This window comes from Desulfosarcina widdelii, assembly GCF_009688965.1.
Taxonomy (GTDB): Bacteria; Desulfobacterota; Desulfobacteria; order Desulfobacterales; family Desulfosarcinaceae; genus Desulfosarcina; species Desulfosarcina widdelii.
The window spans coordinates 6,544,798-6,566,885 of record NZ_AP021875.1; the positions used below are offsets into that span (position 1 = coordinate 6,544,798).

At 57.3% G+C, this 22,088-nt stretch carries 18 protein-coding genes; 14 read left to right on the top strand and 4 right to left on the bottom strand.

Translation table 11 applies throughout. The annotated features are described in order from the left end of the window. Positions 1 to 186 precede the first annotated feature (186 nt). Both GN111_RS29960 and GN111_RS29965 read right to left on the bottom strand, forming a co-directional pair. Positions 187 to 1,926, bottom strand: a complete 1,740-nt coding sequence (locus GN111_RS29960) for a sigma 54-interacting transcriptional regulator (protein ID WP_155307269.1) — start codon at positions 1,924 to 1,926, stop codon at positions 187 to 189. Then, entirely contained in the window at positions 1,923 to 3,509 is a 1,587-nt protein-coding gene (locus GN111_RS29965; RefSeq protein WP_155307270.1) for a hybrid sensor histidine kinase/response regulator, read from the bottom strand. The genes GN111_RS29960 and GN111_RS29965 overlap by 4 nt, the downstream gene beginning before the upstream one ends. A gap of 421 nt (positions 3,510 to 3,930) precedes the next feature. Here GN111_RS29965 and GN111_RS29970 point away from each other — a divergent pair, with 421 nt between their 5' ends. The 6 genes from GN111_RS29970 (at position 3,931) to GN111_RS29995 (ending at position 9,609) form a co-directional block, all read left to right on the top strand. Beyond that, positions 3,931 to 4,083 carry a hypothetical protein gene (locus GN111_RS29970; RefSeq protein ID WP_155307271.1) on the top strand — a complete coding sequence of 51 codons (153 nt, stop codon included), beginning with the start codon at positions 3,931 to 3,933 and terminating at the stop codon, positions 4,081 to 4,083. Positions 4,084 to 4,133: 50 nt separating this feature from the next. Further along, the gene (locus tag GN111_RS29975) at positions 4,134 to 5,063 is read left to right on the top strand and encodes a C1 family peptidase (protein ID WP_155307272.1); all 930 of its coding nucleotides are present in this window, start codon (positions 4,134 to 4,136) and stop codon (positions 5,061 to 5,063) included. Between the two features lie 328 nt (positions 5,064 to 5,391). Then, positions 5,392 to 6,123: a GntR family transcriptional regulator gene (locus tag GN111_RS29980; protein WP_155307273.1), complete on the top strand. Its 732-nt coding sequence runs from the start codon at positions 5,392 to 5,394 to the stop codon at positions 6,121 to 6,123. Beyond that, positions 6,116 to 7,342 carry a tryptophan synthase subunit beta gene (gene trpB, locus GN111_RS29985; protein WP_155307274.1) on the top strand — a complete coding sequence of 409 codons (1,227 nt, stop codon included), beginning with the start codon at positions 6,116 to 6,118 and terminating at the stop codon, positions 7,340 to 7,342. The genes GN111_RS29980 and trpB overlap by 8 nt, the downstream gene beginning before the upstream one ends. Further along, positions 7,335 to 8,099: a tryptophan synthase subunit alpha gene (gene trpA / locus GN111_RS29990; RefSeq protein WP_155307275.1), complete on the top strand. Its 765-nt coding sequence runs from the start codon at positions 7,335 to 7,337 to the stop codon at positions 8,097 to 8,099. The genes trpB and trpA overlap by 8 nt, the downstream gene beginning before the upstream one ends. A gap of 43 nt (positions 8,100 to 8,142) precedes the next feature. Then, the gene (locus GN111_RS29995; protein ID WP_155307276.1) at positions 8,143 to 9,609 is read left to right on the top strand and encodes a rhomboid family intramembrane serine protease; all 1,467 of its coding nucleotides are present in this window, start codon (positions 8,143 to 8,145) and stop codon (positions 9,607 to 9,609) included. 184 nt (positions 9,610 to 9,793) lie between these two features. Here the strand turns inward: GN111_RS29995 and GN111_RS30000 are convergent, their stop codons facing one another. Beyond that, the gene (locus GN111_RS30000) at positions 9,794 to 11,236 is read right to left on the bottom strand and encodes a tetratricopeptide repeat protein (RefSeq protein WP_170302521.1); all 1,443 of its coding nucleotides are present in this window, start codon (positions 11,234 to 11,236) and stop codon (positions 9,794 to 9,796) included. A gap of 96 nt (positions 11,237 to 11,332) precedes the next feature. Here GN111_RS30000 and GN111_RS30005 point away from each other — a divergent pair, with 96 nt between their 5' ends. From GN111_RS30005 to GN111_RS30015, 3 genes are all read left to right on the top strand, one after another. After that, positions 11,333 to 12,511: an iron-containing alcohol dehydrogenase gene (locus tag GN111_RS30005; protein WP_155307278.1), complete on the top strand. Its 1,179-nt coding sequence runs from the start codon at positions 11,333 to 11,335 to the stop codon at positions 12,509 to 12,511. A gap of 27 nt (positions 12,512 to 12,538) precedes the next feature. Next, entirely contained in the window at positions 12,539 to 13,801 is a 1,263-nt protein-coding gene (locus tag GN111_RS30010; protein WP_155307279.1) for a TIGR03790 family protein, read from the top strand. 337 nt (positions 13,802 to 14,138) lie between these two features. Then, entirely contained in the window at positions 14,139 to 14,306 is a 168-nt protein-coding gene (locus GN111_RS30015; RefSeq protein WP_155307280.1) for a hypothetical protein, read from the top strand. 47 nt (positions 14,307 to 14,353) lie between these two features. On the opposite strand, the gene GN111_RS30020 is transcribed toward GN111_RS30015, so the two are convergent. Next, positions 14,354 to 14,584 carry a KH domain-containing protein gene (locus tag GN111_RS30020; protein ID WP_170302522.1) on the bottom strand — a complete coding sequence of 77 codons (231 nt, stop codon included), beginning with the start codon at positions 14,582 to 14,584 and terminating at the stop codon, positions 14,354 to 14,356. A gap of 491 nt (positions 14,585 to 15,075) precedes the next feature. Between GN111_RS30020 and GN111_RS30025 the strand changes: the two genes are divergently transcribed. The 5 genes from GN111_RS30025 (at position 15,076) to GN111_RS30045 (ending at position 22,079) form a co-directional block, all read left to right on the top strand. Then, on the top strand, positions 15,076 to 16,467 hold the full coding sequence (locus GN111_RS30025) for an efflux transporter outer membrane subunit (protein ID WP_170302523.1): 1,392 nt from the start codon (positions 15,076 to 15,078) through the stop codon (positions 16,465 to 16,467). 6 nt (positions 16,468 to 16,473) lie between these two features. After that, positions 16,474 to 17,748 (top strand): efflux RND transporter periplasmic adaptor subunit, encoded by a 1,275-nt coding sequence (locus GN111_RS30030; protein WP_155307283.1) that lies wholly within the window; start codon positions 16,474 to 16,476, stop codon positions 17,746 to 17,748. Then, positions 17,741 to 20,902: an efflux RND transporter permease subunit gene (locus GN111_RS30035; RefSeq protein WP_155307284.1), complete on the top strand. Its 3,162-nt coding sequence runs from the start codon at positions 17,741 to 17,743 to the stop codon at positions 20,900 to 20,902. The genes GN111_RS30030 and GN111_RS30035 overlap by 8 nt, the downstream gene beginning before the upstream one ends. Beyond that, positions 20,893 to 21,585, top strand: a complete 693-nt coding sequence (locus GN111_RS30040) for a YkgJ family cysteine cluster protein (RefSeq protein WP_155307285.1) — start codon at positions 20,893 to 20,895, stop codon at positions 21,583 to 21,585. The genes GN111_RS30035 and GN111_RS30040 overlap by 10 nt, the downstream gene beginning before the upstream one ends. Positions 21,586 to 21,680: 95 nt before the next feature. Next, positions 21,681 to 22,079: a DUF2914 domain-containing protein gene (locus GN111_RS30045; protein ID WP_197740458.1), complete on the top strand. Its 399-nt coding sequence runs from the start codon at positions 21,681 to 21,683 to the stop codon at positions 22,077 to 22,079. The last annotated feature ends 9 nt before the right edge of the window (positions 22,080 to 22,088 follow it).

A 22,088-nucleotide genomic window follows, 5' to 3' on the forward strand; every position in this document is an offset into this window, starting at 1 on the left:
CAGCTATGCTTTTTCGGTGGTAGTTTTTGCCTGCCATAGAATGCCCATTTGACTCTTTGTCCCACCCCCTGGCCGATATAGAAAAGGAGTCGCGGTGGCTCTCGATGCGGTGCGATCAATCAATGCGGGTTGTTTATCAGGCGTCGGCAAAAGGCAGACCGGTCTGCTCGACCGTTTGCCGGGGTATTATGTTCGGATGCCGTACTTTTTCATTTTGCGCCACAAGGTGGTTCTTTCCATGCCGAGCAGGCGGGCCGCTTTCTGGCGATGGCCGCCTGCTTTTTCCAGCGCCGACAGAATTCTGCGGTGTTCCCGGTCAAGTCTTTGCTCCGGCAGCGGAGACGGAGCTCTGCCCGCAACGGGTTCCTGAACCTGGCGGACATAATCGGGCAGGTGCTCGGGGCGGACCATGCGCTGACGGCAGATGATCAGGGCATGTTCCAGGATGTTTTCCAGCTCGCGGACGTTGCCCGGATAGTCGTAGTTGAGCAGAATCTGCATGGTGTCTTCGGAAATCGCCGTTGGTGTCACCCCCCTGGCGGCGCAGAGGCTGCGGACGATGTGGCGGATGAGCAGAGGCAAATCGCCGCGCCGTTCCTTCAGTGGGGGCAGTTCGATTCGCATGACGTTGAGCCGGTAAAACAGGTCCTCGCGAAACAACCCCTGGTCCACAAGACTCCTGAGCTGCCGATTGGTGGCCGAGACGATGCGCACATCCACCTTTTGCGTATGGCGGGAACCCAGCGGATAAAATTCCTTGTCCTCCAGAACCCGCAGCAGTTTCGCCTGCAGGCTGAGGGGCAGGTCTCCGATTTCGTCCAGAAAAATGGTGCCGCCCTGGGCCTCGCTAAAGCGGCCCGGCTTGTCACGGTCAGCGCCGGTAAAGGCGCCCTTGACGTAGCCGAAAACTTCGGACTCGATGAGATTTTCCGGTATGGCCGCGCAATTAACCTTTACCATGGGATTGGTCCGGCGGGGGCTGGCTGAGTGGATGACCTTGGCCAGCAGATCCTTGCCGGTGCCGGTGGCGCCCTCGATCAGTACGGTCGCTACGCTCGGTGCCACCACCGAGACCATTTCGAAGATTTTGCGCATGGCCGGCTCCTTGCCGATCATGTCGTGAAAGGTATAGCGGTTGCTGATGGCCCGGTTGAGCTGGTGGGCCAGGGTCATGTCGTGGAACGTGGCCAGCCCGCCGACAATGACGTCTTTCTCGTTTCTCAGGGCGATGTAATTGGCCCGGATGGGAATGGTGACCCCGTCCCGGTCGACCATGGATCCCTGGCGGCTGGACCGGGTTTCGCCCGAGGCGATGGAATCTTTCAGCAACCGGAGATCGGCGGCGTCCTCGCCTGAGAAGACCATGGCGCAGGGCTGGCCCAGCACCTGGTGCCGGTCATAACCGGTAACGGTTTCCGCCGCCCGGTTGAAGAAATTGATCAGTCCGCCCCGGTTGACCGTAAAAATGCCCACATCCAGGTTGTTCAGGATAATCTTGAGACTTCTCTCCTCATAGTGCAGCCGGTCGATGAGTTGGGTGATGGGCGAGTGGTCCTGCAAGATGGTCATGCAGCCGCTGATTTCGCCGCGCCCGTTGTAGATGGGTGTGGCCATGCGGGTGATCAGGTGCCGTCGGTTCTCTTCATCGGTCACCTCCAGGTCCGGGTCATGGGTCCCGGCGGCCTCTGGGTGATGGATGACGCAGTCCACCGTGCAGGGGACGCCGGTGAAAACCTCACGGCAGTCCCTGCGGACGACCTCGTTTTCGCGCAGCCCCAAAAGTGCCTGGGCGCTCAGGTTCATGGCCGTGATCCGCCGGTGCCGGTCGGCCACGAAGGCGCCGATGTTCAGCTCATCCATGACATTCAGCCAGTGGTCGCAGCGAATGCCCAGGCGGCGGTGAGACAAAATTGCATCTTTGGTCATGCATTTCCTCCCGGCCTTTTCGGGATGTCGGCCTCAACCGGCAGTCGGATTTCGAACGTCGTACCCTTGCCCGGCTGGCTGACGGCGGACAGGCTGCCGCCGTGGCGTTCAATGATGCCGTAGGTGGTGGACAGGCCCAGACCTACGCCGTAGCCTTCCTTCTTGGTGGTGAAAAAGGGTTCGAAGATGTGTTCCAGCGAATCTTTTTCAATTCCTGTTCCGGTATCCGTTACGGTCAGCACGACGGTCGGCGGCTCTTCTTCCAGGGCCGACGCCAGCGTCAGGCGCCCGCCTTGGGGCATGGCGTCCACGGCATTGAACATCAGGTTGAGCAGGCATTGCTGAAGCTGGTTGGCATCGCCGCGGATTTCGGGCAGATCGTTTTGAACCCGGTTGTCCAGGGTTACGTTGGCCATTTCCAGCCGGTGCCCGGCCAGCACGATGCTGCGCTCGACGACGGCGTTGACGGAGACCGGTCCCACGGATATCGGCGAACGACGGGAGAAGGTGAGCAGGCTGGAGACGATGGTCGAGCAGCGATCGGTTTCCGACTCCACCAGCTCCAGATAGCCGCAAAACTGTTTCTGCTTGTCGGCCGGCAGGGGGCCTTTTTGAAAGGTGCGCAGCATCAGCCGGATGTAGTTGAGAATTCCGGAGAGGGGATTGTTGATCTCGTGGGCCACACTGGCTGCCAGCCGTCCCAGGGACATCATTTTGTCCTGATGCAGCAGCCGGGCCTGGTCGGCCATTTCCCGCTCCAGGCGATGGATGCGGCGCAGGTCGCGGAAAAAGCAGACCAGACCGGATTTGCGGTCGTCTTCCATGAGCACCGCGGCCGAAAGCTGCACCGGCACGGGCTTGTGTTGGCGATCCAGCAGGCGGGTTTCATAGAGCATCAGGCGGTTGACTCCGCCATGACCGCTGGCTTGCATGTCCGTCTGAAGCCGCTCGTATTCGGAACTGCCGAAAAGGTCTTTCAGGGCCAGTCGCCCGATGGCCTCGGCGCGGTCGATGCCCACCATCTTTTCCATGCTGCGGTTGAAAGTCGCCACCTTGCCATCGGCATCGCAGCCCAGAATGCCGTCCATGGAGCTTTCGATGAGCCGCTGCTGGTAGGCGACGGTTTCCTCCAATTGACGGCTGGTGCGGGAAAGCCCCTGTTCGAGCTGGCGGGTGTAGGCTTTGATCTGCTGCCGGTTCGTGTAGCGCTGGCGGGCCCGCTCCAGGGCCACCATCAGGGCTTCAGTATGGATCGGTTTGGTGATGAAGTCCGAGGCGTCCAGCTGCAGGGCGCGGATGGCGGTTTCCATTTCCCCGAAGGCGGTGGCCACGATGACCTCGGTATCGGGAAAACGCAGTTTGATGGCCTCCAGCACCTGGATGCCGTCCATGCCGGGCATGCGGATATCGGTGATGACGATCTGCGGGAGGTTCGACTGAAAGAAATCCAGCCCCGATTTGCCGTCGGCGACGGTTTCCACCCGGTAGCCGGCATCGGTCAGGGCCATGGCCGTAACCTCGCGGATGTCCTGCTCGTCATCGATGATCAGAACGGACCACTTGTCGTTGTCGGCGGGTGTCATCGGGACCTGCTTTCGCTTCCTGACCGTGAATGTGCTTTCGGGAACGACGGTATTGGGTCGCGTTTCGGCAACGCCTGCTCATCATAGGCAAATCCGGTCGGATCGTCAATATGGCTCGACTGAAACTGCCGGCTGTGGCAGACAAGGCTTGACTGTCAATCCGATCTCATCTATCTTTTCATTACTGCACATGATCCCACGGAGCGTATTTCGCGACCGATTCCAAGGTTTCCACACTTCCCTGCTGACCCGGACAAGAGCGCTTTTTCTGCTGGCACACCCCCAATTGAAAGAGGGGGCCTTCTCGACCGGTTCCAACGCACCTCGATGACATAAGGGTGCCCATGAGGCCCGCTGACAAGGGCTCAGCGAAATGAATGCCGTAATCGTCACTGTTTGAAACAACGAACTGTTGGATTCAATGGCGGATAAACCGGCTCAGCGGAAGATTTCGACCGTAAAAGATTTCGTTTTGTTCAAACTTAAACCGGACTTATTCGTGGCCATCATCGACAGCAACGACAAACATCTTCATATCGAGGACAAAACCTTCAACCCGTCGTTGGCCAAATAGAAAACCTCAGTATCGAAATAAACGGCACCTTAAACATAAAGGAGGTCCAAATGGCTGAAAGTAAACGTCAACATGGCATGGGTTGGCTTCCAGATCTTCCGGATTTCAGAGATTACTCCATTACTCATAAGGATATCCCTGCGCGGCTAAGAGGGCAGACAGGCAACCGCCCAATTAAGTCGATGCTCAACAAAACAGGGGTCACCCAAAAAAAGAAAGTAGCACTGTCGGATAGCGTCGATTTAACTCCCTGGTGTTCACCGATAGAAAATCAGGGACAGCTTGGATCATGTACTGCCAATGCTGGCGCAGGTTTGATTGAGTATTTCGAACGACGCGCTTTCGGAAAGCATCTCGACGCCTCAAGATTGTTTTTATACAAGGTGACACGCAATATGTTGCATTTGACAGGTGATACAGGGGCTTACCTGCGTACGACCATGGCCGCCATGACCATATTCGGCGTGCCTCCCAGCGAATATTGGCCTTACGACCCAGCGTCATTTGACGACGAACCACCTGCATTCTGTTATGCTTTTGCCCAAAACTACCAGTCCATTCAATTTTACCGGCTTGATACGATGGGAATCACCGGTCAGGTTCTGCTTGATCGCATCAAGCTGTTTCTGGCTGCAGGTTTGCCGTCCATGTTTGGGTTCACCGTTTACAGTTCGTTTATAGAGGCGGGAGAAAGCGGTAAAATTCCCTTCCCCAGTCACGGTGACCGCGTCGAGGGAGGACATGCTGTAGTTGCTGTTGGTTACGATGATAACTTGACAGTGAAAGCTAAAAATCCTCTGGCCCCTGAGACTACAGGGGCGCTGCGGATCCGAAATTCCTGGGGCTCTGATTGGGGTGACAAGGGGTATGGCTGGCTACCCTATGAGTATGTTCGTCAGGGTATTGCCGTCGATTGGTGGTCTCTGTTGAAAAATGAGTGGATTGATACTGACCAGTTCAAAATCGATGACCGCAGCTAATTTGCAGGTGCGTTTAAACAATCCGAAAAATATCAACATCGGTGCTTTTGGACTCAAGCTGTGGATTGTCTATAACGGTCAGCAGACCTTTTTGGTGGGATAACGACTTCAACGCCGGCAGGCTGTATGCATATATTCATCCACTTGGATTATGCGTGTTGAATTTATTAAACCCATATTTGTCTTGACAACTTTACAAATATAGAGGATAAAAAGCCGTCGGGCCTGAAGAACGAGAACTAAAGGGCTGAGCGGTGACCGATAAATCGCTAAATAGGGAATGGAGACCGAGAACCAAGGACCATAAACCCGAGACCAAATTTTTTCGATGCTTAACACTCAATCCCCCATACCCCTGTACCGCCAACTGGCCGACATTCTCATGGAGGCCATCCACGGCGGCGACAATCCGCCCGGAAGCCGCATCCCCTCCGAGCCGCAGTTGGCCAAGGAATACGGCATCGGCCGGCCCACCGTGCGCCAGGCCATCGACGTGTTGGTGCGCAAAGGCATGCTCGAACGGCGCAGGGGATCGGGCACTTATGTGCGCCGGACGGAACAGGAGGTCGATCTATTTTCCCTGGCCGGCACCAGCTCGGCATTTCTTAAAAAGGGGATTGCCGTGGCAGTGGAACTGCTGCAGCCGGTTGGCCGCATCCAGGTGGCAGACGATGCCCACAACCCCTTTTCCGGAGGCGCGGCGTTTTTTCTGTCCCGCCTGAACCGGGTGGACGGCAAGCCGGTGCTCTTGGAGGAGATTTTTCTCCATCCGGTGCTGTTCAAGGGCATCGAAACCATGGACCTGCGCGAGCGATCCCTTTCCCAGGTGGTGGAATCCCGATTTTACATGCGGCCTACCGGCGGCAGGCAGTCCTTTCGCATCACCAGGCCCGACGCCGCCAGGCGAGCAGCCATGGAACTGGCGGACCGCAAGCCGGTCCTGGAAGTCCATCGCTATCTGAATTTCAAACAGGCGGACAACGCCGTTTTTTCGGTGTTGATCTGCAACACCGAGACGTTTGTCTTTTCCCAACAGATTGGAGGCTTGATCCATGATTAAGCGCGGTTATTACGGCGACTTCGGCGGGGCCTTCCTGCCCGAGATTCTGGTCGCCACCTTCGACGAACTGGAGCGGGTCTATACCGAGGCCAGAAACGACCCCATTTTCTGGCACGATTACGAGCAGCTCATGTCCAGCTATTCCTGCCGGCCCACGCCGATCACCTTTGCCGGCAATCTGACCCGCCATTTCGGCGGGGCCCGGATCTTCATCAAGCGCGAGGACCTCAACCACACCGGAGCCCACAAGGCCAACAATGTCATGGGCCAGGGGCTTTTGGTCAAACGCATGGGCAAGACCCGGGTGATCGCCGAGACCGGGGCCGGCCAACACGGTGTGGCCACGGCCACCATGGCGGCGCGTTTCGGCTTCGACTGTACCATCTACATGGGGGAGGTGGATGTCGAGCGCCAGCGACCCAACGTTTTCTGGATGGAGCAACTGGGCGCCACGGTGGTGCCGGTGACCGACGGCACCCGCATCCTCAAAGACGCCATCAACGAGGCCTTCCGGGACTGGGTGACGAATATGGACACCACCCACTACGTGCTGGGCACCGCCTGCGGCCCGCATCCCTTTCCGGAAATGGTTTCCTGGTTCCAGTCCATCGTGGGCAAGGAGGCCCGCCGGCAGTTCATGGAAAAGGAAGACCGGCTGCCCGCAAAGGTATTTGCCTGTGTGGGGGGCGGGTCCAACGCCATGGGCGTATTCAGCGGTTTTTTCGAAGACGATGTGGAGTTGATCGGGGTGGAGGCCGCCGGCCGGGGACTCGATTCCGGCGCGCACGCCGCACGGCTGTGCTCCCAGGACGCCAGTGTGGGGGTCGCCCAGGGATACAAGACCTATTTCCTGCAAAACGACGACGGCCAGATGCGTGAAACCCACTCCATTGCCGCGGGGCTGGATTATGTGGGCGTATCCCCGATCCTGTCCGATTTAAAAGAGAAGGGCAGGGTGCGCTTCGAAGGCGCCACGGACAGCCAGGTGATCGAGGCGGTGCGTCTGACCATGAGAAAAGAGGGGGTTATCCCGGCCCTGGAGTCGGCCCACGCCTTTGCCCGGGCCTTCAAGGAGGCGCCGCAGATGTCGGCCGACGAGATGATCCTGATCAACCAGTCCGGCCGGGGCGACAAGGACATCTTCACCATTGCCGATGCTTTCGACGATCCCAAATGGAAACAATTCATCATTGAAAAGGCGAACCGATACCATGCTTGAATCCTACATCCGTTCACGGCTGGCCGAGAAAAAGATCCTGCTGATGACCCACATTGTCATCGGCTACCCGTCCCTTGACGCCTCCCTGGAAATCGTTCGAACCATGGTCGAGGCCGGGGTGGACCTGATGGAGCTGCAGATTCCCTTTTCCGAACCCATTGCCGACGGTCCGGTAATTCTCAAGGCCAACCAGCGAGCCCTGGCCAACGGCGTCACTGTAAAGCAGTGCCTCGATTTCGGCAGTCGGGTGGCTGGCCGCTTTCCCATTCCCTTTCTTTACATGACCTATTTCAACATTCTTTTCAAATTCGGCGTGGACCGCTTTGCCGAACACATGCAAAAGGCCGGACTGCACGGCGCCATCGTGCCCGATCTGCCGCCGGAGGAGGCCGGAGACTATCTTAAGGCCATGGGAGAAAAACACCTGGCCCCCGTTTTCATCTACTCGCCAACCACCCCGACGGATCGTTTGAACGCCATTGCCGACGTGGCCGACGGATTCATTTACTGCGTGGCCCGCAAGGGCGTTACCGGGGGCCAAACCGAGTTCTCCCTGCAGCTCGACGGCTACCTGGCGCGCTGCCGCGCAGCCACTTCTCTTCCGCTGGCCTTAGGATTCGGGGTCAAGGATCGTTCGGATATCAAGTTTCTCGAAGGAAAGGCCGATATTGCGGTCATTGGCACCCAGGCCCTGCGGTTGATGGAGGATGGGGGCGTCGATGCGGTGGGGAACTTTATCCGCGAACTGCAACGCTGACGAAGTCGCCTGAGAACTCGTATAACGGTGAGGATATGCAATCATGCTGATCGTACCCGTTTCCGGAAAAATCGGATGGAAGAATCCACCCATCGTCACCCTGCTGCTGGTGGCGATCAACTGCCTGGTGTTTTTTTTGTTCCAGACGGGCGATGGCACATCCCGAATGACAGCGGAGGCCTTTTACCTGGAATCCGGGCTGGCGCAAATCGAGGTGCCTTACTACCTCGACTATCTGGAAGCCACCGGAAAGAAGAACGACAGCCATCCGTCACCTGAAGATCTGGATGAAGAGGCGTTGATGACGCTGCATTTCGAGATGGAAGCCGATGCCCGTTTTCTCGATCATCTGGAACAGGGCAAGGTGATTGCGCCCGAAGACCCACAATACGAGAAATGGAGCCATCTACGCCAATCCTATGAAGAGAAGCGCGACCAAAGTATCGCTTTCTCCTGGGGCCTGCGTCCCGCGTATCAAAGGGTCCTTAATTACTTTTCATATATGTTCCTGCACGGCGGCGTCGACCACCTGGTGGGCAATATGGTCTTTTTGTGGATTCTGGGGTGCATGCTGGAAATCGGTTCCGGCCGACTCCTGTTCATCGTTATCTACCTGATAGGGGGCCTGGCGGCAGCCGGACTGTTCTGTCTGATCTACCCGTCGAGCACCATCCCGCTGGTGGGCGCCTCCGGGGCCATTGCCGCGCTCATGGGCGCCTACACGGTGCTTTACGGCATCAAGCGGGTCACTGTTTTTTTCTCGCTGGGTTTTTATTTTGACACCGTCACCGTTCCGGCCATTGTCCTGCTGCCCGCCTGGCTGGTCAACGAATGCTACCAGTTGTTTTTCTCCGGTGCCAGCCACGTTGCCTATGTCGCCCACATCGGCGGACTGGCCGGCGGCGCCCTGCTGGCCTTTATCGGAGAACGTCTGGTGGGCGTGGATCGGGACAGCTTCGAAGCCGCCCCGGAAGACAAGGTGGGACCGCTGATGGATCGGGCCCTGGAACATATGGGCAATTTGGAAATGAATCAAGCCCGAGAACTGCTTGAAGAAGTGCTTGCGCTGTCCCCGGATAATATCGAGGCCCTGACGCATCTGTTCAACATCCATAAGCTGAAGCCCGAATCGGAAGATTTCCATGGCACGGCCAAACATCTGCTGGGCGTTCTCATCCGGGATGCGGCCAACCCGGAAAAAGCGCTGGGCGTCTTTAAAATCTATGTCGGCGTTGCCGGCCGGCCCAAATTGTCGATTCCGTTATACCTGCAGGTAGCCGGGATCATGGCAGCTTCCGGAGACGTCGAAGCTGCCGAGAAAATCGTCATGGCGGTTTTCAAGCGCAAGCCGGATGCACCGGCCCTTCCCGCGACCCTGGCCAAGCTTGCCGAAGCCTTTCGTAAAAAGGGCCGCACAAACCGTTGGCAGCGCTGCCGGCAGTTGATCTGCAAACATTTTCCGGATTCGGCCGAGGCGGCCATGATACTCCAGTCGGATTCCTCCACCTGAACGTTTGACGGGCTCGTAAAAAGACCGATATCGGCGTTACGCTCATCCTTCGTCACTGCGACGTACCCTTAAGTACGCCTCCTTCCTCAGGATTCGCAAGCCTTGATCTCGGCCTTTTTACGAGCCCGTCGGAAATGCGAGTTTTGGGAGTCCATCAACGTTGGGACGATTCAACAGTGCTCGATCACCCCATTTGCTGCAAGTAGCGCTGGGCAAAAGGAACGATGTCGTGGCCGGGATATTTTTTCAGCAGGCCGGTCAGTATCTTTTTCGCCCTTTGGGGATTCGTCAAGCGTTCGTTGAATATCTGCGCGGCACGAAAATAGGATTTCGGGACCAAGGGGTCGCCGGGGTGCTTTTTGGTCAGTTTGTTGAACGCTCCGATGGCCTCCTTGCTTTTCCCGGCCTCGTCCAGCCATGCCCCCGTTTTAAACAGGGCTCTGGCCGAAGGGGAAAAATTCGGGTCCACCGCCAGGCATTGCAGGTACACATCCACCGCTTCGGTTTTATTCTCGTCGCGCACCAGCAGATCCAGGTGCCTGCGGCCGTGGGTCGGCAGCTTGTCCTTGGCTCCGGTCATGGCCAGCAGCGTGAAATAACGCTGCGAAAGCAGGGAATCGGTTATGCTTTCCTCTCCGGTTTCGCTTTCGATGACGTTTATGGCCCCTTCGTGGTCACCCTCTTTAATAAGTTGATTGATGCGCCTGAGCAGCAGGCTGTCGGGGTCGTCCAGTGCGGGCGAAGCCGCGTCGGTTTCCGCGCGCTCGTCTTTAAAATCCTCGAAATCCACCTGATAGCCGATATCCTGGTGATATTGGAGAATGACATACCCCATGAGGTGATAAGCGATAAACGTGTAATAAATTTTCACAAAAGTGAACAAAAAGACATGCATTGCCGGCGGGAGGTACTGGATCACATGACGGCCGAGAAGCGCCGGTGCGCCGCCGAGGATGGAATAGAAAAAGTACATCAGCAGGTAGCCCCACCCGATTCTCACCGCAAGACTGACGAACATCATCGGGTTGATTGCCTGAATCAACGATTCGGTGGTCACCAACAGGATGATCATCGCAGGCAAAAAGATCGTGGCCAAAACGATAAAGCCAATCCCTAAAGCCATTCCCAGTTTTGCGAACACGATTCCGGCCAAGAAAAAGATGGCGACATAGATGCCCACCTGTTTGATCACGGGGCCGAAATTTTCATATAGCGTCCGACCGTCGAGCTTCGGTGCGGTTAAATTCCCGCTGGCCGTGGATTGCAGTACGGCATAGGCATATTTAAAAGCAATGCCCCAAACCGCAACGGCGGTAAACAGACCGAAGATTCCCGAACCCGATAACAATGCAGCCAGAACGGACAGGACGACCATCAGCAACAACGGGCGCGTGGTGAAAGGATAGAGAAAAAAACGCGGCAGTCGTTTCCAGAATGGATCGATGATGTTTCCCACGCCCAGCCAGGTTACGGGCCGGTTGCATTGGGGACACATATGCAGCTTTTCACCCTGATGGTAGCCGCCCATCTCCCTGGCCTCCACACACTCCGGGCATCGCGCCGTTTCACAATGGTCGCAATACCAATGGGCCGCTCGCGTCGGATGGTACTTGCAGGTTTGCTTCATTTTCCTTCTCCCGTCTTTTGACTTTTCAAAATAATTTGTGTAGCATCCTTGCCGCATTCGGTCGAAAATCGTGTCGATCCCAAATCGAGAAAATAAATGCAATATATATACCAGTTTGCACCTATGCCTGGGGTGGCTTCCGGTCCGGGAGTCGTTGAGCGATCGGGTAAATTTACCGCTGCCTTTGGCCGCAAGGCACTGCTGATCACCGGGGCCAGTTCCCTGGAGCGCAGCGGAAGTCTTGCCCGAATCCTTAAGGCGCTTGAAGAAGCGGGCCTGACGGTCCATCATTGCCGCATTGACGGTGAGCCGTCCCCCGCCATGATCGATGCAGCGGTGAACGATAGCCGGGACAAAGCGCCGGCAGTGGTGCTGGCTGTCGGCGGCGGCAGTGTTCTGGATGCGGGCAAGGCCGTTGCCGCCATGCTGAAAGAGACGGGTTCCGTGCTCGATTTTCTGGAAGGAGTGGGAGCGAAGACGCCGTCCGGGCAATCGCTGCCGGTGATTGCCGTACCCACCACGTCGGGAACCGGCAGCGAGGCCACCAAGAACGCAGTAATTTCTGAGGTGGGCAGGCACGGATTTAAAAAATCCCTGCGGCACGACAACTATATCCCCAAACTGGCCATCCTGGACCCGATATTATGCCTTTCGACACCGCCGTCGGTCACGGCTGCCTGCGGCATGGACGCCCTGACCCAACTGATCGAGTCTTATGTCTCCACCCGGGCCTCCGTATTGACCGATGCTCTGGCGCTGGACGGTCTGCGACACCTGATCCCCGCCCTGCCCGAGGCCTGCGACAAGGGGGGCGCGGATATCGACTGCCGGGCCAGTGTGGCCTACGGCGCCTTTTTGTCCGGCGTCACCCTGGCCAATGCCGGTTTGGGGGTGGTTCACGGCGTGGCCGGGCCCATGGGGGGGATTGTCGATATTCCCCATGGCGTGGCCTGTGCCAATCTGTTGCCCTTTGCCGTAAAGGCCACCGTTGAAAATTTGACAGCGTCGGATACTGCGGAATCCAAGAGATCCATTGAAAAGTTTGCCCGCATCGCCGAACTGTTCGGCGCCTCCCACAACAACGCCGTGGATCGCTGCCGGCATCTGACCGATTCACTGTATCGGTGGTTGGAAGACCTGTCCATTGCTCGCCTGGGGCGATTCGGCCTGACCGACGACGACGTGGAGAGCATCGTCGAGAGCGCGTCCAACAAGTGCAATCCCCTACCGCTGACCGCAGAACAGATGGCCCGGATGATCCGGGACCGCTGCTGAACCTCTATGCGCTGCAAGGCCCACTTCATGCATTTTTGGCGCTATTTTTTTCGGTTGCCCACGGTTTGCTGGACAGTTTTCTGTATCCTTACCCTTCCATGGGCCGGCCATGCTCTCACACCCGAAGAGATTATTGTCGTTGCCAACGAAAAGTCCGACCAGGGGGTCGAACTGGCCCGCTACTACGCCCGCCTGCGCGGGATCCCGGAATCCAATGTGATTTTGCTAAGCGTGCCGGTTGGCGAGACCTGCAGCCGGGAGGTCTATGAACGGCAGATTGCCGGGCCGATGCGCAGGGTTTTGGCGACCATCCAGCCTTCCTGGCGCATCCGCTGCCTCGTGCTGATATATGGTCTGCCGCTGCGGGTGAAGCCGCCACTCCAGAGCGCCGATGCCGAGGTCGAGGCGCTGCGGTCCCAGAAGCAGGCTCTGGAGAAGCAGATGGAAAAAGGGAGTGAAAGTGAACCCAACCTTTTTGCTTCGACTGTTGCCGAGGAACTGGAGGATGTCCACAACAGGCTGAATCAGCTTAAAATCAGCAGTGACTCCCGGGCATCGCTGGATTCGGAACTCAGCGTCGTGAAGGCCGCCGATGCCCCCATCGGCGGTTGGATCGAAAATCCTTTTTACATCGGGTTCAGCAAGCGGCAACCATCTATTTCCAAAGCGAAAGTAATGATGGTCAGCCGCCTGGACGGCCCCGATGCGGCCAGTGTAAAACGAATCATCGACGATTCCATTGCCGCCGAAAAAAAAGGCCTGACCGGTGTGGCCTATTTCGACGCCCGCTGGCCCATGGAAGACACTGCCACGAGTTCAGCCTACCGGCTCTACGACCGCGCCATTCAACGGGCGGCCCGGCGGGTTAAAGAGAGCGGCCGCCTGCCTGTAGTCATCGATACTGCCGGGACGCTCTTCCAATCGGGGCAATGCCCGAGAGCAGCGCTGTACTGCGGTTGGTACAGCCTGGCGAACTATGTGGACGCATTCGAATGGCAAAAAGGCGCCGTGGGTTTCCATGTCGCCAGCAGCGAATGCACGACTTTGAAAAAGGAAAACAGCCAGGTATGGTGCAAACGCATGATCGAAGACGGCGTATGCGCCACCGTAGGACCGGTTGGAGAGCCTTACCTGCAGTCTTTTCCCGAGCCGGAAGTGTTTTTCGGGCTTCTGGCCGAAGGTGTGCTGTCGCTTGCCGAATGCTATACGGTCAGCCTTCCTTATCTTTCGTGGAAAATGGTGTTGATCGGCGATCCCCTCTACCGTCCTTTCTTCACTTCTCAGCGGTGACAACGCCGTAAAAAGCTTTTCAAGGCCACGCCTGCTCAGGCGTCGGGATGAAAAGGACATGTCTCCCGATACTTGTATTGGGCTTCATCCCCTGCCACTGCGATCTGTGCAAATTGAGGTGGAGAAGTCAATGAAGAGCCCGAAATCTGCGCAGGCGTCAAGGTTTTGACATTTTCAATGAGATTAAGATAGTTGGAATTAATTTGAAAAACAAATGGTTATGCTTCTATTTTGTTTTGGTATGTTCCTTGCTGTGAGTGTCGACGGGAGTGAGAACTCAGGCGGCGGCCTCGGCAGCCATCGACCGGAAGGGAGGTGACAAGAGGTGAACAACCATATGGCAGCAAGGATCGGTGATGATTTCCTGGAGTCCGAGAAACGGGAATCCCTTTCCAGAAAAAAGGACAGGGCCGATGTTATTTTTTTGGGAGAGGACGAAATCGGGCTTCTGGATATCGTTCTGATGGATGCAATTTCAACCAATAACGGTGCCGTCAACGGGTGAACGAAAAAATTCCTTCAATTCAATTTATTATATTGATCTGTCCGCCGTTACTCGATAATTTCAAGTACTGTTCGTTTCTTCATCTTTGAAGACACGGCACTCAAAATCGTCCGGATCGCTTGGGCGGTTCGTCCCTGTTTTCCGATGACTTTTCCCAGATCTTCTTTTGCTACCGTCAGTTCCAAAACCGTGGTCTGGTTTCCTTCGACTTCCTCTACGGTAACGAGTTCGGGTTTGTCCACCAGTGAACGTGCAATATTGGCAACCAATTCTTTCATTATCTTCTCCTTTCAGATTCTGCATCCATTGCGTTCAACAAACTTAAAGCCGTTTCGCCGTAAGCTTGCGGCAGCCCGATGTAGCCAGAGGAGGCCGTATCCGTTCAAGTTGAGTTCAAGGGAAATAGCAATTTAAATAACCTTATAGCAAGTGATTGAAAATCCCAATACTAAAAAAATATGTATTAACCACCTGTAAAATACAAGTATTGAATTTCCTGCCACCTCAAAAGCTTTTTACCAACCTTCTGGTCCCGATTACCGGAAAGCCGGCCGTTTATCGGTTTTCGCCCCCATGTTAGGACTTGTTTCCATCAAACCGGGGTGATAAATCAGTTTTTTAAAACTTGCAGCCAGCTGTTCGGCGCTTATATTATCGAAATTAGAAAGAATTTCGGTTCTCAGGAACGGGAGCCATTAAAAATGATGCAGGCGGGTATCTATCCATGCAGTCGCGGTGTTTATATCCTTTGATTCTGTTTGCGTGCATCATGATGTTGACTGCCTGCAGTCCGTTTGAACCGGCTGCCAGGCCGGATGCACCCGGTGAACTGCCCGACGGCTACTCCCTTTACAGTGTGGAAGCGAGATCCCCGTTGCCGTGGTGGGATGAAATGGGTTCGCCGGAACTCAACCGCCTGATCGATGTGGCCCTGACGGATAATTTTTCCCTAAGCGAGTCCTGGTCTCGGCTGCAGCAGGCCAGGGCTGCTGCAGTTCAGGCCGGCGCCGGCCTCTATCCGGAGCTGGAAGCATTCGGGTCCGCAGAAACCACCCGGAAGGATACAGCCGGCGGATCGAGCGGTTCTGTGGGGAATCAAAGCTATGAACTCGGTTTGACCGCCAGCTATGAGATTGATCTCTGGGGGCGCGTGAGAAGCCAGCGGGAAGCCGCGCTGCTGGATGTGAAGGCGACCGAGGCTGATCTGCATGCAGCCGCCGTGTCACTGGCTGCCGAGGTAGCCCTGCGATGGGTGCAAATTCTCTCCCAGAGGCTTCAGAAACAACTGCTGGAAAAACAGCTTTCCAGCAATTCGACTTTCCTGGAACTCATCGAACTGCGGTTCAGAAAAGCCATGGTTTCGGCCCTGGACGTCTATCAGCAGAAACAGGTGGTCGAAAACGTGCGGGCCAAAATTCCGTTGGTCGAAGCCGAGATACAATTGCTCATGCATGAACTGGCCGTGCTGCTTGGGCGGCCGCCCAAGTCAAATCTAAAATTGAATCAGAAAACGATGCCGACTATCGGCCAGCTTCCCCCGCTCGGCCTGCCGGCCGACCTTCTGGCGGCCCGACCCGATGTCCGGGCCGCCGGCATGCGACTTCAGGCTGCCGACTGGCAACTGGCCGAAGCGCGCGCCAATCGCCTCCCGGCGCTTCGTGTCGGCGCCGGAGCCCAGTACGGCCCCGAAGAACTGGACCTGCTTTTCGACACCTGGCTGCTGAGCCTGGCCGCCAATTTGACGGCGCCAATTTTCGACGCTGGCCGGCGTGCGGCCGAAGTAGATCGGATACAGGCTACCGTGGATGAAAACCTATGGGCCTATCGGCGCGTCGTACTGACGGCGGTCAAAGAGGTTGAGGACGCTTTGGAACGCGAGATCCGCCAGCGGGAGCACATTGAGGCGCTGAAAGCGGTGATGACCGCCGCCCAAAGGGGATTTGAAGAGGCTCTTGCCCGCTACCGGCGCGGCTTGAGCGATTACCTGCCGGTGTTGACCCAACTCATTGCCGTTCAGGATCTCGAACGGGACATGATAGAACAGCGTGAAGCATTGGTTCGATATCGTATCGGCCTTTACCGGGTGCTTGGCGGCAGCTGGGCAGGCATGTCCGATACGAATTCGATAGACCGCAGTCCAGAGGTTGCTGGACAAGGATAAAAGAAAATGAACGCACCCAATGAAGGCCATTGTGGGCCGAATGAAAGGCCGCCGGTCCGTCAGCTCGTTTGGTTGCGGACCCTGATCGTTTGTGTCATCATCCTTGCCATAGGGATCGCCGGGGCCGGTTATATTCGCAAAACGGCGCCCCGAGCCCAGAAGCGGCCGCCCCAAAGGACCATCCCCCTGGTCCGTACGCAACCGCTGGTCAAAGATAACCATCAGGTGAGTGTGGCGGCCATGGGGTCGGTGATTCCGGCCCGGGAGATCACGCTGAAGACCCGCGTGGCCGGAGAGATTCAATCCATAAGCCCGGAGTTTGTCGAAGGAGGATTGATCCGCTCCGGTGAAAAGATCGTGAAAATCGACGACGAAGATTATCGGCTGGCGATCACCCGGCAGGAGAGCGCCGTAGTCGATGCCGAGTATGCCCTGAAGGTGGAAATGGGGTATCAGGATGTGGCCCGGCGCGAGTGGTCCCTGCTCAATCCAGGGCAATCGGCGGATGCCCAGGATGCGGAACTGGCCTTGCGCAAACCCCATCTGGCCAAAGCCCAGTCCGATCTGGTCGCCGCCCGGGCCGAACTTGAACAGGCCCGATTGGATCTGGCGAGGACCGATGTGATTGCGCCGTTCAACGCCATCGTTCGGGAAAAGCATGTGGCCATCGGCTCGCAGGTTTCTACCCAGGATGCCCTGGCCGAACTGGTGGGTACCGACGAATACTGGGTCCAGGTTTCGCTGCCGATCGAGCGACTGGCCTGGATCCGGGTTCCCCGCAGTCGAACGGAAAAGGGGGCTGCGGTTACCGTCTTCTACCGGGGCCACCGGCGCAGGGGAACCGTGGCCCGACTGCTCAGTGACCTGGAAACCGAAGGCCGCATGGCCCGTATTCTGGTTTCGGTCGAAGATCCCCTGGGGCTGAAGGGCGACCATCCGCCAAGCGGGCCTCCCATGCTGATCGGCGAATATGTCCGGGTCGAGATCCAGGGACGGACCATCGACGATGTCTATCGCATTCCCCGGGCCGCCCTGCGCGATAACAGCAGCATCTGGATTCTTGGCGAGGACAACGCGTTGCGCATCATCCCGGTAGAGACCATATGGCGGGATGCCGATCATGTGCTGGTGCAAGACAGCATCGAAGCCGGCGACCGGTTGATCGTGTCGGATCTTTCCACGCCGGTGGCCGGTATGCAGCTTAAGGAGAGTCCTGCCGACGCCGACGGGTCCGCGGTCGAGTCCGCTCGACCAAAAAGCCGGGAGCGCACTGATGGATAGGCAGCAGCTTTTCCCCGAAGCCGAAGGCAACCGCCGGCAGTCCGGGCCGATCTCATGGATGGCCGGGCATACGGTCGCCGCCAACCTGCTGATGGTTGTTTTTCTGGTGGGGGGGCTGATTTTTTCCGGCAAGATTAAAAAAGAGGTCTTTCCTGATTTTGAGCTGGATACCGTAACCATCAGTATGCCCTATCCCGGGGCCAGCCCCGAAGAGGTGGAGCGGGGAATCATTCTGGCCATCGAAGAGGCCATCCAGGGACTTGACGACATCAAGGAAGTGACCGCCGTGGCCAGCGAGGGCAGCGCCAGGATTACCGTGGAGGTTGTCGAAGGCAAAAACATCCAGCGCGTGGCCCAGGATATTCAAAACGCCGTGGACCGGATCACTTCTTTCCCCGAAGAGGCCGAAGATGCCCGGATCGCCATCGCCCAGCGCCGGCGTTACGTGGTTTCGCTGGCGCTGTTCGGCAACCAGGGGGAGCATATCCTGCGGGAAACGGCAGAGACGGTGCGTGACCGCTTGCTGCAGGATCCGGGCATTACCCAGGTGGAACTGTCCGGGATCCGGGATTATGAGATCAGCGTCTCCGTTCCCCAGTCCACCTTGAGGGCGTACGGACTGACACTTGAAGAGATCGCCGGGATCATTCGGCGTGCCGCCGTTGAGCTTCCCGGCGGTTCCATCAAAACCGACAGCGGCGATGTGCTGGTGCGCATGACTGAGCGCCGGGATTACGGCCCCCAGTTCGCACGTATCCCCATCATCACCACCAATGACGGCAGCCGGGTCCTGCTCGGAGATATCGCAGAAGTGGTGGACGGGTTCGAGGACACGGACAGCTTCGCCACTTACAACGGCCAAGAGGCCATCCTGATCGATGTCTACCGGGTCGGTTCGCAGACGCCCCTTGAAGTTTCCGATATCGTCCGAGAAAAACTGATCGAAATCCGGCAGGATCTCCCTCCGGGCATCAGCCTGGTGCCCCGCAACGACCGATCCGACATCTATCGCCAGCGTATGGACCTCATGCTGCGCAACGGCTATTTCGGGCTTGGCCTGGTTTTCGTCCTGCTGGCCATTTTTCTCGAACCGCGTCTTGCCTTCTGGGTCAGCATGGGAATTCCCATCTCCATTCTCGGCTCGCTCTTTTTCCTGCCCGCGGCGGGGGTGAGCATCAATGTGATGTCCATGTTCGCCTTCATCGTTACCCTGGGAATCGTGGTCGACGATGCCATTGTGGCCGGGGAGAACATGTATCACCACCGTCAAGAGGGAAAACCCTGGCTTGCGGCGGCCATCGCCGGAACCCGCGAAATTGCCATGCCGGTGACCTTCAGCGTATTGACCAATATCGTGGCCTTCACCCCGCTTTTTTTCGTCTCCGGCATCATGGGCAAAGTCTTCCGCCAGATCCCCGTGGTCGTGGTGGCGGTTTTCGCCATCTCGCTTATCGAAAGCCTGCTGATCTTGCCGGCCCATATCGGCCATCGCAAGCCTCGCCCGGAAACCGGTTTGTTCGGCTGGATCCTGAAACAGCAGGAACGTTTCAGCAACCATTTTGCCCATTTCGTGCGCACCCGCTACGGCCCTCTGCTCGATTTTGCACTCCGGCAGCGCTACATCGTCATCACCATTGGTGCCGTGGTCCTGATGCTCACGGTCAGTTTCGTCAAAAGTGGCCGCATGGGCTTTGAACTGTTCCCCAAGATCGAATCCGATTATGCTCTGGCCACGGCGGTGCTGCCGTACGGCACTGCCGTTCAGAAAACCAAAGCTGTCCAGCAGATGCTGGTCCAGGCGGCCCGCGAGACGGCTGCCGAAAACGGCGGCGAGCGTCTTGTGGAGGGGATTTTCGCCATTGTGGACGGCAATGAAACCACGGTGAGAGTTTACCTGACCCCACCCGGACAGCGGCCCATCTCTACGGCGAAATTGACGGGTTTGTGGCGGGAGCGGGTGGGTGCCATCGCAGGGCTGGAATGGCTCAAGTTCGAGTCCGACGCTGGCGGGCCGGGACGTGGCGCCGCCATCTCCGTGGAATTGAGCCACCGCCGAGTGGATATCCTTGCCCGTGCCAGTGCCGAAGTGGCCGAAACCTTGGGCTTCTACCCCAATGTCAGTGACATTGACGACGGCTATTCACCGGGCAAACGTCAGCTTGATTTCAAGATCCGGCCGGAAGCGCGGAGCCTGGGGCTGCGGGCCCAGGACGTGGCCCGGCAACTGAGATACGCCTACTACGGTGCCGAGGCCCTGCGGCAGCAACGGGGACGCAATGAAGTCAAGGTGATGGTGCGGCTGCCCAAAAGCGAACGCGTCTCTGAAAACGACCTGGAGCAGATGATTCTCATGACGCCGGCCGGCAAGGAAATACCGCTGTTGGAGGCCGTCGACATTCGTCAGGGCCGGGCGTATACTACGATTGATCGCCGCAACGGTCGCCGGGTTGTTACCGTAAGCGCCGATGTCCGGCCGCGCAGCCAGGCGGATCGGGTGATGGCCTCGTTGATGGAGGAGACCCTTCCTTCTTTGCAGGAGAAGTATCCGGGGCTGACCTACAGCTTTGAAGGTCGGCAGGCAGACCGGCGGGAAAGCATGCAGAGCCTGATGACCGGGCTCTTGTTTGCCCTGCTGGTGATCTACGCCATGCTGGCCGTTCCCTTTAACAGTTTTATTCAGCCGGTCATCATCATGGTTGCCATTCCTTTCGGCATTGTGGGTGCGGTCATCGGCCATATGATCATGGGGTACAGCCTGAGCGTGATGAGCATGTTCGGCGTGGTGGCGCTGTCGGGCGTGGTGATCAACGACTCGCTGGTGCTGATTGATTTCGCCAACCGGCGTCGGATGGGCGGCAACAATGCCCATGATGCCATCCATAATGCCGGGATTCACCGTTTTCGCCCGATTTTGCTGACCACCCTGACCACCTTCGGCGGGTTGGCACCAATGATTTTCGAGACTTCCCGGCAGGCTCGATTTCTCATCCCCATGGCGGTTTCGCTGGGGTTCGGGATTCTCTTCGCCACGGTGATCACCCTGCTTCTGGTGCCGTGTTTCTACCTGGTTACGGATGACCTGCGGCATCTATTCGGTGGCACTCCCGTGCGGCATGAACCTTCCGGCAGAAAGACGCCACTACAATGTCCATGAACGGCAAGGAGCACGATACCGGCTGTCGGCGCTGCGGCACCTGCTGCGAAAAGGGCGGCCCCGGTCTGCATCATGAAGACCGCCCCCTTGTGGAAAGCGGCAGCATCCCCGCAACGAGCCTGTACACGATCCGGCGCGGGGAACTGGTTCGGGACGACATCCGGGGTAGCATTGCACCGCTGGCCGAAGAGATCGTCAAGATCAAAGGGCAGGCCGGCAAGTGGACCTGCCTGTTCTATGACCGTCAGGATCACGGGTGTCGGATTTACGATGATCGGCCGCTGGAGTGCCGGGTGCTGAATTGCCGGGACACGGGCCCCATCGAAAAGATTTACGACAAGGCGCGGTTGACGCGTCGGGATCTGCTGGCGACGGTTGCGGGGCTGTGGGAACTGATTGAAGATCATGAACAGCGCTGCAGCTATGCGAAACTGGGCGCATGGGTGTATGGAGGCACGTTGCAAAACGACGCTTATAAGCAGGAAGAAGCGATATTGGAGACGCTACGCTATGATACCCATATCCGGCAACTGGCTGTGGAAAAAGGCGGCCTGGATGCAGAATTACTGGCGTTTGTCTTCGGCCGCCCGCTGGCCGAAACCATCCGGATGTTCGGCATCGATCTGGTCAGGAAAAACGGGACCTATGGCCTGGTCCGGGCCAAGGATCGGTGCGGCAATTAAAATAGAAGCCGGACGATGGGCTTCAGATTTTAGCCTTATTTCTTACGGAATCATTTTTTAATCAACCGTTCAACCCAATCGCATAGGAGGGAAAGATGAACACCCGTCGAGCATTCGTTCTGATGGTTGCCCTGGCAGGATTGCTGGCTGTTGCCAGCGTGACGATGGCCCAGGATGTCGATGTGGCTGAAGCCGTGATCTGCAAGGAGGTCGTGGATCGGATGCCTTTGGGATCCGGTGACGTGATTCCTGCCGGAACCGAGCGGGTTTTTTGCTTCACCCGTGTTACCGGAGCCCAGGCAGAGACCGAAGTGACCCATAACTGGTACTACCAGGGGGCACTCAAGGCGTCGGTCGTACTGCCGGTGCGCAACGCTGACTGGCGGACCTGGAGTTCAAAAACCCTGCTGCCGGAATGGAAAGGGGAATGGATGGTCGAGATTCTTTCCAAGGAGGGTACGCCGCTGGAGAGTATAATATTTTACGTCCAATAATGATTCAAT